This is a genomic window from Rhodanobacter sp. LX-99 (genome assembly GCF_018599185.1).
Taxonomy (GTDB): Bacteria; Pseudomonadota; Gammaproteobacteria; order Xanthomonadales; family Rhodanobacteraceae; genus Rhodanobacter.
Genome location: NZ_JAHFVL010000001.1, coordinates 1,806,919 through 1,820,759 on the forward strand (window position 1 = coordinate 1,806,919; position 13,841 = coordinate 1,820,759).

Below are 13,841 nucleotides of genomic sequence, written 5' to 3' on the forward strand. Positions count from 1 at the left end.
CAGTACCACGAATTCATGCTGAGCTCGCCGCGGGACCAGGCCGTGCGCGACAGATTCCAGAAGATGGCGCTGGACCTGTTGCCCGCGGGAGCGGACGTGCTCGACTTCGGTGCCGGCACCGGCATCGACGCCAAGGCTTATGCCGCCAGCGGACACCCGACTTTCGTGTACGAACCTTCGCCAGCGATGGGCGAGTACCTGGCGCGGTACTGCCGCGACGAAATCGCCCGCAAGACCGTCATCACGGTGGCGTCGCCGCTCGCGTGCCAGGTGCAGGCGGTCACCGCGAACTTCGCGGTGCTCAACCATTTCGCGGATCACGCCGCGCTTTTCGAAGCGTTGTCGCGCGTGGTCCGCCAGGGCGGCTTCGTCCTGGCCAGCATGCTCAACCCCTATTACCTCGGCGACGCGCGTTACGGCTGGTGGCGGGCGAACGTCATCAACCTCGTGCGCAGCGGCCGCTACGCCATCGACAGCGAAAGCCGCATCCATCGCTTTGCGCCACGCGTCGTGGCGCGGGCGGCAGCACCGTATTTCCGGCTGGAACGCCTCGTTCCGCGGGGTCTCGGACTGGCCGTCCATCTCTACATGTTCCTGCTGTTCCGGCAGACCTGACATGTGGAAGGACTGGATAAGGCCGTTCGTGCGTCCCCTGCCGCAATGGTCCGTGGTGGCCGTTGCACCTCCGCAGCAGGCAGTGATCGCCACCTTGCGCTGGGACGACCAAGCGGCAGATGTCACGGCGGACCACACCGTGGCTTCGCTCAGGCCGCTCGCGATCGCGACCAGCCTGGATGCCGGCCAACGTCCCGTACTCGAGTACCGCGACAGCGCGACAGGAAGGCTGCTCGGCGTCTTGCGACTGACGCGGACCACGTCAGTCGCGATCGAAAACACATCGCTCACCCTCTACCACGTTGCCGCGGGCGAACACCGCTGTCTCGGCTGGCCGCGGCGCCCGTGGAACGCGTGGCTGCAGAACCGCCTGATGCGGAAGAACCGCGCGTCGAACCACTTGAACATGGAACCCGCGGTGGCACAGCAGCTGATGATCGCCTATCTGTGCCCGCGACCGGTCATCCTCGTCTCCGTCGACGCACCAGGCCACCGCAACATCTTCCCAATGGACCTGATCGGCCCGCTGGAACGCAGCGGACTTTTCTCGCTCGCGCTGCGCAGCACCAACGTCTCCGTGCCGATCATGCGCGACGTGCGCCGGGTCGCCCTGTCCGGTATCCCCGCGGCGATGAAGGCGGTCGTCTACAAGCTTGCCGAGCATCACAGGCAGCCGCTGCCGAACTGGGATGCGCTGCCGTTCCCGATTCGACTGTCGCGGGAATTCGGCATACCCGCCGTGGCCGCGGCGCTGCACATCCGGGAACTGGCCATCGTGCACAGCCAGGAGATCGGCTCGCACACGCTGTTCCTTGGCCGTATCGTTTCCGACGAAAATTTGGCGGAGGGTATCCAGCTGCATCACACGGCTGGCTTTCACCAAACCTGGCGCCGCCGGCAGAACATGCCGTTTGCGGAGGTCTAGCCCGAATTGCCTCGCACTACTCAGTCTTGGACCATACCGATCGTGCGCAGCCACGCATCGGCCAGGCCAGGCCAGCCGGTAATCGGAAACTGCGTCCGCCGCAAGCCGAACGCATGCCCGCCGTGTGCGTACAGATGCATTTCCACCGGCACGTGGGCGTTCTTCAACGCGACGTAGTAAACCAGCGATTGGTTCACACCGTCCGTGTAGTCATCTTCCGCCTGCACCAGGAATGTGGGCGGCGTCTCGCGGGTGACCGGAACATTGGGATTGAACTTGTCATCATCGGTCGCGAGATGCCCCGGATAGATGGCCAGCGCGAAATCCGGGCGGGCACTTTCCTTGTCGGCAGTGTCTACGGGTGGATACAGGCGTCGCTCGAAGTTCGTGCTGATTTCTGCCACCAGGTATCCGCCTGCCGAGAATCCCATTACGCCAATCTTGTGCGGATTGATGTGCCATTCCCTGGCGTGAAGGCGTACTAGTCCCATCGTTCTCTGCGCATCTTCCAACGCCAGCGTTGATTTCACAAAATCGTCGGGACGGCAATGGCATCGCCAGTCATAAGGCGCACTCGGCACGCGATATTTCAGCAGCACGCAGGTGATGCCCCTAGATGTCAGCCAGTCGCAGGCCTCGGTGCCTTCGAGGTCGATGGCCAGCACCTCGAAGCCGCCGCCCGGAAACACGACGACCGCGGCACCCGTGTTCCTCCCCTTGGGCGGATAAACCGTCATCGTGGGGCGCGTCACGTTGGTCACCGCCATCCACGGCTTGCCTGCAATCAGGTGTTCCGCTCTCAGTGCCTCGGTTTCCGACCCTGGCATGGGCTGCGCATCGGGCGCCGTTCCGGGCCATAGCGGCATTTGCGTGTGCCCGGCGGCGGGCATCCAAACCATCGTCTTCGCAGACACGCTCCCGCATATCGCCAGCAGACACAGGGCCATCGTCCACAGCTTCATGACGCTCCTCCGTTTTGGCGCTCGGCCAAAACTGTACGATCAAGAAAGGAAATCAGTTGGAACCCCTCTATCGAATCCTGCACACCACCTCGGACCTGCAGCGGCCTTTCCCGTGGATTTTTTCGGGCAGGCTTGCTGTAAAGCGCCGTCGGCGCACGTGCTCGGCACCCAGTCCGACGAGTGGCATTGGGTGTCTGCAGCGGGCGATATGGAGCGGTACGCCGATGCATATGGATCAAAACAGCTGATCACAGCTGACCGGCACACGCATGCCCGACTCAGGTCGTGCGAATGCGTTGAACGTTCTCAGCGTCTCCGCGCAATCACGTTGCGGGGTATCGCCGAGCAAACGCAGTCTGGATGCCCGACGAGCCTGCGGCGCATTTCATTCGGTGGCCTGTATGACGGCATCATCGTCGAGTGCAAGCCGTGTGCCTGACCCCGCTCTATTCCAGTCCAACGCGAAGTACGTGATTCCGACGCACCGGTGATCTGCCCACCATTCACTTGTGCCGGCGGGTTGCAGCCGGCACCGCTTCTTCCAATGCCGTCCACTCCCCACCTGCCATGCCGCGCACGCGTGCAGGCAACCCGCTGCCGCGCCGCATCCGCCCGCGCAGACGAACGAAGGGGCGCTCGATCAGGAAATACGATGCCAGCGCTGCGAGGAAAACGAGCATCAGGTTCTGTGGAAATGCGTTCGTCCACGCGCTGGATCGGTGATCGAGGAAAGGCAATTGCCACAGGTACAGCGAGTAGCTCAACACGCCGAGAAATACCACGGGCCTCCAGTTCAGGAAGCGTCCGACCCACGAACCCGCATGACGCGTGCTCGACTCGATCAGCAACGCGATGCACACGTTCAGCACCGGCGACCCCAGCAGGATCGCCGCGGTATGGCTGCCCATGCGGTTGATCAGCAGCACCAGAAGCACCGCCAGCACCAGCCAGGGACTGGCGGTCAGGCGCAGGTACCACATTTGGGTCAGCAACCATGGCCGCAGCAGAGCCAAGGCACAGCCCGCGGCCAGGTAATCGAACATCGCCGGAAAGCTCGTCAGCATGCCGTTGAGCGCATGGGGATCGACATGGAAAATCCATTCGCGGATGGCCACGCGCACCAACGGGCCGATGAAGATCGCCGCGACGGCGACGATCAAGGCGCGACGTCCGCGCAAGGCAAGCAGCGTCAGCGGCCACAGAAGGTAAAACTGCTCCTCGATGGACAGCGACCATAGATGCCCGATCTGCAAGGCGCGGTTCGGCTCGACATTGACCGTGTAGGTGAGGACGTAAGCAAAATCCCGGCCGGTCAGGTGCACTGCGCCCGACAGCGTCGCGATGGCCATGACCAGGATGAACGCGTAGAACGCGGGGAAGATGCGTACGATCCGGCGCAAGTAGAACCGCTTCAGCGAGATGGCCCCGGTCGTCTCGCGCTCGCTCATCAACAACGTAGTGATGAGGAAGCCGGAGATCACGGAGAACACCAGCACACCGAGGTGGGCGACGTCACCGCACCAGCGCCCGTATGCGGTGATCGAGACGGGAAAGTTCCGCGTGCCGCTAAGGTGGCCGTAGCACACCATCAGGATCGAGATTGCCCGGATTCCATCCAGTGACGGAATGCGAGCGCCGGTCGAGTTCGTGGCACCCTTCATGCGCGTGCAGCGAGCAAACGCAGATACATCGCCTCGAACGCCCGCGCCGTGTGATCCGCGTCTTCGCGCACCGCGCGGCATTGCGCGGCGGCGGCCAATTGCAGCCGCAGCGCCTCGTCCGCCAGCACGCGGCTGATCGCGCCGGCCAAGGCGGCCCAGTCGCCGACGGGCACGGCCAGCGCCGCCGACGGCGTCCACTCGGCCAGGTGGCCGACCGCGGTGCCGACCGCGGGCACGCCGGCCACTGCCGCTTCGAGCAGAACCAGCGGGCCGGCCTCGTGCAGCGAGGACAGCACCAGCAGGTCGGCCGACTCCATCATCGGGCGCAGCTCGCGCTGCGTCTTGAAGCCGTGGAAACGGACGCGGCCTTCCAGTCCCAGCCGGCAGGCCAGCCGCTCCATCTCGCCGTGCAGCGTGTCCACGCCGACGATGTCCATGCGGAAGGCCAGCCCTGCCTTGGCCAGCGCCGCCAGCGCGCGCAGCAGGGTCGGCTGGTCCTTGACCCGGTTGAGGCTGGCGACGTGGATCAGCCGCGCCGGCCCCGCGCCGCGCCCGTGCGGAGCCAGCGGCGACCACCCGCGCAGGTCGACGCCGAGCGGCACGCGCCGGGCCTCGAGGCCGAGCGCGGCCAGCGCGTCGATGATCGGCGCGCTGGCCGCGGTGATGACATCGGCGCCGCGCAGCACCACCGCCTCGCGCAGCCGACCCTTCCATTTGCGCCGGCCGCCGTAGCCGATCGCGTGCAGCGCGACCAGCTCGCCGCCGGCGACATGCACCAGGCTCGGCCGCCGCAGCAGCTTCGCCGCGGCGACGGCGACCAGGCTGCAGGAACCGGAGAAGATCGCCTGGACCAGGTCGAACGGCGCGCGGCGATGCTCGGCGCGGATCGCCGCGATCGCGCGCAGCCGCGTCCAGCCGTCGCCGATGTTGTGCACGGTGGCGCCGGCCAATTCCCAGCGACCGGCCGCCGCTTCCTGGTGCAGCGCGAAGACGTGCACTTCATGCGCGCGCGCCAGCCGCCCGATCAACGCCAGCAAGACCGGGATCACGCGGAACTCGCCGCTGCGATCCACTCCGCCCGGCACCACCAGCGCGAGTTTCATCCCGCCCTCCACAGCCGGTCGTCGAGCACCTGCGCATAGGCCTCGGCCCAGCGGCGGCCCAGCGCGGCGAACGACAGCGTGGCGTCGAAGTGGGCGCGCACCTGCGCCGGCGACGGCCGGTTCGCCGCGACATCGACCAGCGCCTCGGCCAGCTGCGCGGCGTCGCCGCAGGGCCACAGGCGGCCGATGCGGCCCTCGCCGGTCAGCGCGCGGAACGCGGGGATGTCGGTGGCCACCGGCGCCACGCCGCAGGCCAAGGCTTCCAGCAGCGCATAGCCGCAGCCCTCCGCATGGCTGCCGGCCACGAACAGGTCCGCGGCCCGCATCAGCGTCTCGATCCGCGCGTGTGGCACCTTGCCGAGCAAGTGCACGCGCCCGGCCAGCCGCGGATCGTGCGCGATGCGCTGCTGCACCACGTCGAGCAGCGGCGCATTGCCGAACACGCACCACAGCTGCAGGCCGGGCAGCCGCTGCACGGCCTGGGCCACGCCGTCGAGCACCGCCAGCGGGTCCTTGCCCGGGTTCAGGTGGCCGACCCACAGCACGCAGGGGTCGCCGTGCAGGCCGGTCTCGGCGCGCGCGCGGGCACGGTCGCCCGGCGTGAAACGGCTGCTGGATTCGGGTATCGCGAACAGCCGCGTGCGCGGCGCGAACAGGCCGGCACGGGTGAACGGCAGCGCCATGTCGGCGGCGGTGAAGGCGATGCCCGCGGCCGCCCCGTACCAGCGCCGCCACCACGGCCGCCGCCACCGGCGCGGCGGCCGGTCGGCGTGGTCCTGGATCACGATCGGCAGCTGCGGCAGGCGGCGCGCCAGGGCGAACGCATCCGCGGCGAAACCCAGGCTGTGTACGTGCAGCACGTCGGGCCGGATCTCGTCCAGCAGCTCGGCGAGGCGGCGCGTCCGCTGCGCATCGGGCACCGCGGCGAAGCGGTAGTCGATGCCGTTGCGCAGCACGCGCTCCGGCTGCGTCGCCAGCTGGATCACCGACACGCGGGTGCCGGCGCTGGCCACCGCTTCGGCGACGTCGGCCAGCGTGGGCCACTGCTCGAAGATGTCGGCCGAGGCGAGGCCCGCCGGCACCGGCAGGAAATTGATCTGCGCGACATGCACGGCCGGCACGCGCCTAGAGGCCCGACACCTGCGGCATGCGCAGGCGCACCAGCCGGTTCGCCAGGTTCAGTTCCCACGGCCGGTCATACTTGCGGAAACGGTAGCGCCACCCGGCCATCGCGCTCAGGTTGCGCTTGGCCCACGGCGGCGCACGCAGGTCCTGCACCGTGGGATAGCGGCAGCGCAGCACGGTGACGAAGTCGTTGATGCGATGGCGCAGCTTGTCGGTGAGCCACGGCGCATCGACGTGGCAGGCGTAGTTGACCCAGCGCGGCTGGGTCCACTCGTCCGGCGTGGCGGGGAACACCACCGGTTCGCCGTCGAGGCCGAGCAGCGGCGCGCCCGGCCGCTTGCTGCGGTCCTTCTCGTGGCGGCTGTGCTCCGGCAGCGGCGTGTAGACGTAGATGACGATTTCCGTCTGCGGGTTGATCCGCTTCAGCTCGCGGATGAACTCGAAGGTGCGCTCGGTCTCCTCCTCGGTGTTCTCCAGCGGCGCGACCATGAACGACAGCTCGGGAATCACCCCGTAGCGGCGGCACTGTTCGACCACCGCCAGGGTCTGGTCCGGGCGCGTGCCCTTGCGGATGTCGTGCAGCATCTGGTCGCTGGGCGACTCCGCGCCGATGTAGGCCATGCGCAGCCGGCTCTTGCGCACCAGTTCCCACGAACGCTCCGACAGCTTCAGCAGCGCGTCCGCGCGGGCGAAGCACCACCACGGCAGTTCGAACCGGGCCATCACTTCGAGCAGCGGCACCATGTCCGCCTCGCGGTCGAAGAAGTTGTGGTCGAAGTACTGCACCGAATCGGCGCCCAGCTCATGCTTGAGGTAGCTCAGCTCGCGTTCCAGCCGCGCGGCAGCCGGCAGGAAGGTGGCGCCGCCGAACATCGCCGCCACGCCGCAGAAGGTGCAGTGGTAGCGGCAGCCGATCGCCGCCTGGTGCGCGACGGTGCGCTGGCCGAGGTAGGTGCGCGCCAGGTAGCGGCGCGGATCGCCGAGCTTGTCGTACGGCAGCAGCCCCGCGGGGTCGTTGCGCATGATGCGGCGACCCGGGTTGTGAACCACCGTGCCGGCGTTCTTCCAGGACAGCCCGGCGATCTGTTCCAGCGCGGGGCCGCCGCTGCCGCTGAGCGTGGCGACCAGCTCCGACAGGGTGTCCTCGCCCTGCGCGCGGACCGCGTAGTCGACGTAGGGCGCGGCCAGCGTCGCGTCCGTGTGCAGGGTCGGGAAGTAGCCGCCCCAGATGATCGGCAGTGCCGGCAAGCGCGCGCGGATCGCCTGCGACACGGCGATCGCCGGCGCCACCTGCGGGCCGCCCATCACGCCGATGCCGACCGCGTCGAAGCGGTCCTCTTCCAGCGCGCGCAGCGTGTCGTCGACGAAGTCGCGGTCCACGTTGCCGTCGATGATGCGGCTGCTGCCGCTGCGGTCCAGCGCCGCCGCCAGATGCAGCAGCGCCAGCGGGAAGCGCGCGCTCGTGCGCGAAGTGATGGTGGGGTTGATCAGCAAGGTGCGCGGCGGGTGGGTCATGGGAAGGCCTGCGGGCAAGTGGAATCAAGGCACCCGGCGCAGCTGGAACACCAGCGCGACGGGAACCTCCAGTGCCATGCGGTCGAAGTGCGCGCCGGCGGGGATGTCGGCCGGGTCGAGCATGGGCTCCAGCACCTGCTCGATGCGCAGCCCGAGTCCGGCGCAGGCGGCGTGCCAATGGCTGTACAGGTGCCGGGTGTGCCGCACGGCGTAGCTCAGGCCGCCGGACTTGAAATCGCGCCGCCAGCCGAGCGCGTGCCCGATCGGATGCACGTCGCTGCACAGCAGCGTGCCGCCGGGCCGGGTCACCCGGCGCAGCTCGGCCAGCGACTGCCGCAGGTCGTCGAGATGGCCGACGACCAGGCCGCAGACGGTCAGGTCCGCCCGCGCATCCGGCAGCGGCAGGGCGGCCAGGCTGCCCTGCATCAGCGCGACCGGCGCGTCGGCGTGCAGCGCGGCCAGTTCGGCGCCGGCGCGCGCCAGCATGTGCGGCGAAAGATCCACGCCGGTCACGCGCGCCGCGCCGCGGCGCAGCGCATGCAGCATGTAGCGCCCGCTGCCGCAGCCAACGTCGAGCACGGCCTGCCCGTGCAACGCGGCGGGCATCAGCCCGAGCATCGCGCGTTCCTCGGCCCGCATCACCGGATTGTGCGCATGCGCCGGATAGCTGGTCGCCCACAGTGCGTAGGCCTCGCGCGGTTCGAGGATCGACTGGCGGGACATCAGTAGCACCTGGCTTCGATGGTGGCGTCGCGCGCACGCGCGTCGCGCCCGGCGACCCGTTCGAGCCCGGGCTCGAGCGCGAGCAACGCGGGCTCGGCCAGCGGCCCGGCCAGCAGCTTCGGCTTGCCGTCCAGCGTCACCGGCACGGCGTCCACGCCGGTGGCCGCGAACCATTCGGCGAAATCGGGATCGGCGATGCGCGGCACGCCGTCGCGCACCACGGCGCGGATGTCGCCGCGCCGGATGCCGGTCAGGCTGCTCTCGGCGCTGCCGCCGCGGTCCTCGACGATCACCAGGTCTGCCCGCGCGCCCGGCGCGAGGCTGCCGCGCCCGGACAGGCGCAGGATGCGCGCGGCATCGGCGGTGGCCAGCCCCAGCAGCTGCCGCGGGCCGAGTTCGCCGCGAGCGGCGACTCCGCGCATTTCATCGAGCAAGTCGCGCGCGCCGCTGAGCCGCGAGTCGCTGCCCAGCGTCAGCCGCCCCGCCGCGCACAGCCGCCGCGGATCGAGCGAGCGCCCGAGCAGGGCATGATTGCTGGTCGGACACCAGACCACCGCCGCGCCGCTGGCGATCACCCGATCGATGTCGCGCTCGCGCAGGCCCACGCCGTGGACCAGCACGCTGTTCGCCGCCAGGCAGCCGAGTCGGTCCAGCTGATCCAGTTCCGCCTGCGCCGTCGCGTCGGTGCCCTCGGCCAGGTGGATCAGCCAGGGACGGTCGGCGGGCGTGGCGGCAAAGCTTTGCTGCACCGGCGGCCCGTAACCGGGCCAGCCCAGCGCGTAGCTCCAGCCGTAGTCGCGCAGCAGCGCCACCGGGAAATCCGTCGCGTCGAGCGCCGCATGCCACGGGTCGTGATGCGCCACGCAGGTGGTGCCGGCGAGCAGGTTCTTCAGCGCCCCGTGGCGCAGCCGCAGTGCCTTCGGCACCTGCAGCGCGGCGACGACGGCCGGTTCCGCGAAATGCGCCTGGAACGCCGCGATCCAGGCGTAGCTGTTGGGGAACGGCGCAGCGGTGCGCAGCGGCGGCACGGCGTTGATGTGCAGATGCTCGTGCGCGTTGATCAGGCCGGGGAAGATCAGATGGTCGCGCAGGTCGATCCGCCAGGCCCGCGCGGCCAGCGAGGCGCCGATCCGCCCGGCGCGGATCGGCAGCGGCGCGCGCGAGGCGCCGGTGGGCGTGACCGAAATCGCGCGGCACAGGCTGATATCCAACGCGGCCTGGAGAACGTCCATGGCTCAGCGCCGCCGCATCACGATCAGGAAGTGATCGCCCATGCCGCGCAGCAGCGGCAGCGCGCCGAAGCGGTCGTCGAGTCCGCCCAGCCGTTCGCACCAGCGGCGGTGGCGGCGGTAGTAGTCCACCAGGTAGGGCGGCGGCATGAACAAGCTCAGCGCGCGGTAGCCCGTCAGCGAAAAGTGTTCGGCGAAGGCGCGGTAGAACTCGCGCGGCAGGTAGTAACGGGTCCAGATCGTGTGCTGGTTCATGCCCACCGCGGTCGCGCCGCGCGCCGCGCGCACGCCGGCCCGCCTGAAGCGGCCGCGCAGCGCGTAGTGCCCCAGTTCCCACGGACAGATCCGGCCCATCACCGAAAACACCAGGCGGCCGCCGGGCCGCAGCAGGCGCGCGCATTCGGCCGCGACGGCACCGAGATCCGGCGCGCAGTTCAGCGGCCCGAAGTTCGAGTAGATGCCGTCGAACGCGTCGTCGAGCCGGTCGAGCTGCTGGATGCCGAGATGGATGGCGCTGACGCGGGACTGCAGGTCCTCGGCGACCGCGCGTGCGCGCGTGCGCTCGACCATCTGCGGCGACCAGTCGCTGGCGACGACCTGGTGGCCGCGCCGCGCGAATTCGAGCGCGTCGATGCCGGTGCCGCAGCCCAGGTCGAGCAGGCGCGCAGCGGTCGGAAATTCGCGCTGCACGGTGTTCCACAAGGTCAGCCGCATGCGCTGGATCAGCTCGTTGTTGCCGCGCGGGCCGTCGTAGTCGGCGGCGACGCTGTCGAAGGCGCGCTGCGTGTCGAGCAGCTGCGCCTCGTCCAGCGGCATGCCTCCGCGCCGCGGCCGGCGAACGTCCGGGACGAGTCCGCCCAGATCACCGCTTTCAAGTTCGTGCTGCCCGTTCATGTCGATCTCTGTTCCAGCGGCATGCCGCCCGCGATTCGCCACGACGCACCGGGCCAACCGCGGCCGGCATCTTCTGGTCCTGCCCGGTGAGTGCCGGCAGCGGCCGCTTTGGTTGAATGCCCGGCCGACGAACCCGAATCAGCTCCGCGCGGACCGCCGCGCGACGTTCCTGGCCAGGGCCGCGGACGAGCCCAGGAAAAGCCCCAGCAGCAGGCCGATGCCATAGGTCAGCTCGGGATTCGGAAACGCCTGTTTGTCGGGGACGTAGACCGGCCACATCAGCGATGTTTCATAGGTATAGGTGGGGCCGAGGCGCTCGACGAGATCGCTCCGCGCCTGCCGCAAGCCGCGGATCTCTTCGTTCTTGTTGGCCAGCAGCAGGCTGGCCAGCATCGGGTTCGCCATGTCCTTGCCGCCTGCCTCGCCCTTGCTTCCCGACGCGGCCGCCTGCTGATAGCGGGCGCGGTCGGCCTCGGCGGTCTGCAGGTCGGACTCGATCTGGGCGAGGCGCGCGCGCGCCGACTTCAGCGGCGCCTCTTCCAGGCCCCGGTGGATCGCACGCAGCCGGGCGACCGTCGCTGCGGCGAGCTCGCCGGCCTGCTGCCGGGAGTAGGCCCGCACGGTCAACTTGACCAGCGAGCCCGCGTAGAGCATCGGCTCCAGTTTCAGGCTCTTGCGGTAGAGCTGGGCCACCGGCGACGTCTTCGCATAACCGGCGCTTGCCAGCACCTCGTTCTTGAACGGCACCAGTTGCAGCCGCTCGGTGACGCGCTGCAGCGGCTCGACCTTCGGATCCTGGCCCGACGGCACCTGCCCGACCTGCGCGATCTGGATCCAGGCGGTCGCCTCCCACTGGCGCTTCACCAGGTGCGCGAAGGCATAGGTGCAGGCCAGGGTCAGCACCAGCACGAGCACGAACCACGTCCACTCGCGGGTGAAGATCCGCCACAGGTCGATCAGATAGATTTCATCGTGTTCCATGGTTCGGTACTCGTTGGAGGGAGGGTGAAGCCGGGGCTGGCGCGGCGGCCGATGCCTTGCGGTTCGGCAGCCATGCCGCCATGACCGGCAGGAACAGGCAGATGCCGATGAAGCCGGCATTCGTCCAGGTGAAGGCCTGCGGCGCGAACGGCGACATCACGCAGACGTAGGAAACGCGCAGGAACATCAGCAGGGAAAACAGCGGCACCGCCGGGCGCAGCCGCTGCACGCTCCACAGCAGCATCGCGTACAGCGCGAACACCGCCAGCGCCGCGCCGGACGGGCCGAACGCCATCAGGAAGGGAAAGAACTCCGTGCCCACGTTGATGTTCGACGCATCCAGCGGGATGCCCGTACCTGCCGTCACCACGGACCCGTGCAGCGGCACCACCTGGTTGATCAGGAAGTCGGCGTTGGAATAGTCCTTGGCCAGGATCGAACTGAAGTTGTAGGGACCCGCGCTGACGTAAAGGAGCAGCCATTTGATGCCCTGCGGCGCGGCGTGGTACATCGCGCTGAACGGCAGCGTGATGTGCTCCAGCGGCCCCGAGCGCAATATGCCGAGGATCGAGAAGATGCTGCTGCCGGCGAGCGCCAGGCCAAGCAGGGTCTTCCATGGCAGCGGCCGCGCCTCGTCGCGGCGCAGCACCAGCACCAGCGCGAACGAGAAGAAGGTGGCGAACAGCCGGTTGCGGTCGATCACCAGCACCGGGAACACGAAGCCGATGGCGATGAGCGCGATGCGCAGCCGCCGGCTCCGGGTACAGAGCAGGCCGATCGGCGGCAGCACCCAGCACATGTCCGAAACGTGGCGGACATGCGCGCGGCCGCCATCCATCACGGCATACGCCGACGGCTTGTCGAACAGCGGGATCGGGAACAGCGTGAGATCGAGCAGGCAGAACAGCACGATCAGCGCGGCCAGGGCCAGCGCGAGGAACGCCTCGCGGGTGCCGGCGTACTGGCGCGCGCGGAACCGCGCGAATTCCGGCAGCCGGACCCCCGCCTGCACGTCGAACAGGATGATCGCCGCCGCGAGCACGACCAGCAGCAGCAGGCCTTCCAGGTAGTCGGCGGAAAGATCGTAGGTGAGCCAGGTCAGCCCGCAGGCGAACAGGATCGGCAGGCCGAGCCAGGTGGAGGGAAGGCGCAGCAGCCGTTTCATGTCCCCTCCACGCCGCGGGCCGCCGGCGGCAGCCGGGTCTTCGACGCCACGACCAGCGACAGGTAGGCGGCCATATGCAGCAGCAGCGGCCCCGGCCTTCGTTGCAGGAACGAGATCTTGGCGTCGATGTAATGCGACTGCGCGCGCAGCAGGGTCCGGTACGGCTCGTCGAACAGGCTCGCCCGGCGCAGCGCGATGTGCCGCGACTCGATGAGGTTGCCGACGCGGGTTTCGGCGTGCCGCGTCCGGCTCAGGTTCGCGTCGTGCATGCGGTAGGCGCAGACGCTGACGTCGACGAAGCCGAGCGCATCGCGCGCGGCCAGGCGCAGGAACAGGTCCCAGTCCTCGATGCGCAGCCCTTCGCTCCAGCGGTCCACGGTGTCGAGCGCGCTGCTGCGGATCAACGCGACCGGCCCGCCGATGGCCCACTGCCGGATCACCGCGCGGCGGATGCCGTCGTCGGAGCGGTACAGGTTCTTGTCGGCGCCGTGCAGGTCGCACATGCCGCTGTCGTGCAGCTTCTTCCCGTCCTGGTCGACCACGACCGAATCGCCGATCACCGCGCCCTTGCCGGGGTGCGCCTGCAGGTAGCGGACCTGGGCTTCGAGCCCACCGGGCAACAGGTAGTCGTCGCTGGCACCCGGGCGCAGGAACTCGCCGTTCGCGCGCGCCGCCAGCTCGTTGAGGGTCGCCGCGATGCCGCGGTTCTCCCGCTGCACGTACTCGATGGGAATGTCCATGCAATGCGTCGCCACCCAGTCGGCGATCCGCGCGCCGGTGCGGTCGGTCGAGCCGTCGTCGATGATGATCAGCTCCTTGGCCGGATAGGGGTCTTCCAGCACGCTGTCCAGGCAGCGCCGCACGAAGCGCTCGTGGTTGTATGCCGGGATCAGCACCGAGACCAGCGGCGGCGCCGTGCCCTTGGATACGTCGGACGCCATCG

13 protein-coding genes are annotated in these 13,841 nt (G+C 69.0%); 2 read left to right on the plus strand and 11 right to left on the minus strand.

Annotated features, from left to right (window positions below; genetic code table 11):
- Positions 1-15: 15 nt before the first annotated feature.
- Together KK131_RS08275 and KK131_RS08280 are read left to right on the plus strand one after the other, a co-directional pair.
- Positions 16-615: a methyltransferase domain-containing protein gene (locus KK131_RS08275; protein WP_250887019.1), complete on the plus strand. Its 600-nt coding sequence runs from the start codon at positions 16-18 to the stop codon at positions 613-615.
- Between the two features lies 1 nt (position 616).
- Positions 617-1,540 (plus strand): flavin reductase, encoded by a 924-nt coding sequence (locus KK131_RS08280; RefSeq protein WP_214556185.1) that lies wholly within the window; start codon positions 617-619, stop codon positions 1,538-1,540.
- A 20-nt stretch (positions 1,541-1,560) separates the two neighbouring features.
- On the opposite strand, the gene KK131_RS08285 is transcribed toward KK131_RS08280, so the two are convergent.
- The 11 genes from KK131_RS08285 to KK131_RS08335 form a co-directional block, all read right to left on the minus strand.
- Complete coding sequence (locus KK131_RS08285; protein ID WP_214556186.1) at positions 1,561-2,502, minus strand: alpha/beta hydrolase; 942 nt, start codon at positions 2,500-2,502, stop codon at positions 1,561-1,563.
- A 503-nt stretch (positions 2,503-3,005) separates the two neighbouring features.
- Entirely contained in the window at positions 3,006-4,163 is a 1,158-nt protein-coding gene (locus tag KK131_RS08290; protein WP_214556187.1) for an acyltransferase, read from the minus strand.
- Positions 4,160-5,266 carry a glycosyltransferase family 4 protein gene (locus KK131_RS08295; protein WP_214556188.1) on the minus strand — a complete coding sequence of 369 codons (1,107 nt, stop codon included), beginning with the start codon at positions 5,264-5,266 and terminating at the stop codon, positions 4,160-4,162. The genes KK131_RS08290 and KK131_RS08295 overlap by 4 nt, the downstream gene beginning before the upstream one ends.
- Positions 5,263-6,378: a glycosyltransferase family 4 protein gene (locus KK131_RS08300; protein WP_214556689.1), complete on the minus strand. Its 1,116-nt coding sequence runs from the start codon at positions 6,376-6,378 to the stop codon at positions 5,263-5,265. Before KK131_RS08300 ends, KK131_RS08295 begins: the two co-directional genes overlap by 4 nt.
- 13 nt (positions 6,379-6,391) lie before the next feature.
- Positions 6,392-7,906, minus strand: coding sequence for a cobalamin-dependent protein (locus tag KK131_RS08305; RefSeq protein WP_214556189.1), 1,515 nt, complete (start codon positions 7,904-7,906; stop codon positions 6,392-6,394).
- Positions 7,907-7,930: 24 nt separating this feature from the next.
- Positions 7,931-8,629: a class I SAM-dependent methyltransferase gene (locus KK131_RS08310; RefSeq protein WP_214556190.1), complete on the minus strand. Its 699-nt coding sequence runs from the start codon at positions 8,627-8,629 to the stop codon at positions 7,931-7,933.
- Entirely contained in the window at positions 8,629-9,861 is a 1,233-nt protein-coding gene (locus KK131_RS08315) for an amidohydrolase family protein (RefSeq protein ID WP_214556191.1), read from the minus strand. The genes KK131_RS08310 and KK131_RS08315 overlap by 1 nt, the downstream gene beginning before the upstream one ends.
- Before the next feature lie 3 nt (positions 9,862-9,864).
- A complete protein-coding gene (locus KK131_RS08320) occupies positions 9,865-10,674 on the minus strand; it encodes a class I SAM-dependent methyltransferase (RefSeq protein WP_214556690.1) in 810 nt (269 codons plus the stop codon).
- A 216-nt stretch (positions 10,675-10,890) separates the two neighbouring features.
- Positions 10,891-11,733, minus strand: coding sequence for a Wzz/FepE/Etk N-terminal domain-containing protein (locus KK131_RS08325; protein ID WP_214556192.1), 843 nt, complete (start codon positions 11,731-11,733; stop codon positions 10,891-10,893).
- On the minus strand, positions 11,720-12,898 hold the full coding sequence (locus KK131_RS08330) for a hypothetical protein (RefSeq protein WP_214556193.1): 1,179 nt from the start codon (positions 12,896-12,898) through the stop codon (positions 11,720-11,722). Before KK131_RS08330 ends, KK131_RS08325 begins: the two co-directional genes overlap by 14 nt.
- Complete coding sequence (locus KK131_RS08335) at positions 12,895-13,839, minus strand: glycosyltransferase family 2 protein (protein WP_214556194.1); 945 nt, start codon at positions 13,837-13,839, stop codon at positions 12,895-12,897. Before KK131_RS08335 ends, KK131_RS08330 begins: the two co-directional genes overlap by 4 nt.
- Between the last annotated feature and the right edge of the window lie 2 nt (positions 13,840-13,841).

Coding starts and splice junctions, on each gene's coding strand:
- KK131_RS08275 (WP_250887019.1), top strand. CDS start 16: ATGCTGAGCTCGCCGCGGGACCAGGCCGTGCGCGACAGATTCCAGAAG.
- KK131_RS08280 (WP_214556185.1), top strand. CDS start 617: ATGTGGAAGGACTGGATAAGGCCGTTCGTGCGTCCCCTGCCGCAATGG.
- KK131_RS08285 (WP_214556186.1), bottom strand. CDS start 2,502: ATGAAGCTGTGGACGATGGCCCTGTGTCTGCTGGCGATATGCGGGAGC.
- KK131_RS08290 (WP_214556187.1), bottom strand. CDS start 4,163: ATGAAGGGTGCCACGAACTCGACCGGCGCTCGCATTCCGTCACTGGAT.
- KK131_RS08295 (WP_214556188.1), bottom strand. CDS start 5,266: ATGAAACTCGCGCTGGTGGTGCCGGGCGGAGTGGATCGCAGCGGCGAG.
- KK131_RS08305 (WP_214556189.1), bottom strand. CDS start 7,906: ATGACCCACCCGCCGCGCACCTTGCTGATCAACCCCACCATCACTTCG.
- KK131_RS08310 (WP_214556190.1), bottom strand. CDS start 8,629: ATGTCCCGCCAGTCGATCCTCGAACCGCGCGAGGCCTACGCACTGTGG.
- KK131_RS08315 (WP_214556191.1), bottom strand. CDS start 9,861: ATGGACGTTCTCCAGGCCGCGTTGGATATCAGCCTGTGCCGCGCGATT.
- KK131_RS08320 (WP_214556690.1), bottom strand. CDS start 10,674: ATGCCGCTGGACGAGGCGCAGCTGCTCGACACGCAGCGCGCCTTCGAC.
- KK131_RS08325 (WP_214556192.1), bottom strand. CDS start 11,733: ATGGAACACGATGAAATCTATCTGATCGACCTGTGGCGGATCTTCACC.
- KK131_RS08330 (WP_214556193.1), bottom strand. CDS start 12,898: ATGAAACGGCTGCTGCGCCTTCCCTCCACCTGGCTCGGCCTGCCGATC.
- KK131_RS08335 (WP_214556194.1), bottom strand. CDS start 13,839: ATGGCGTCCGACGTATCCAAGGGCACGGCGCCGCCGCTGGTCTCGGTG.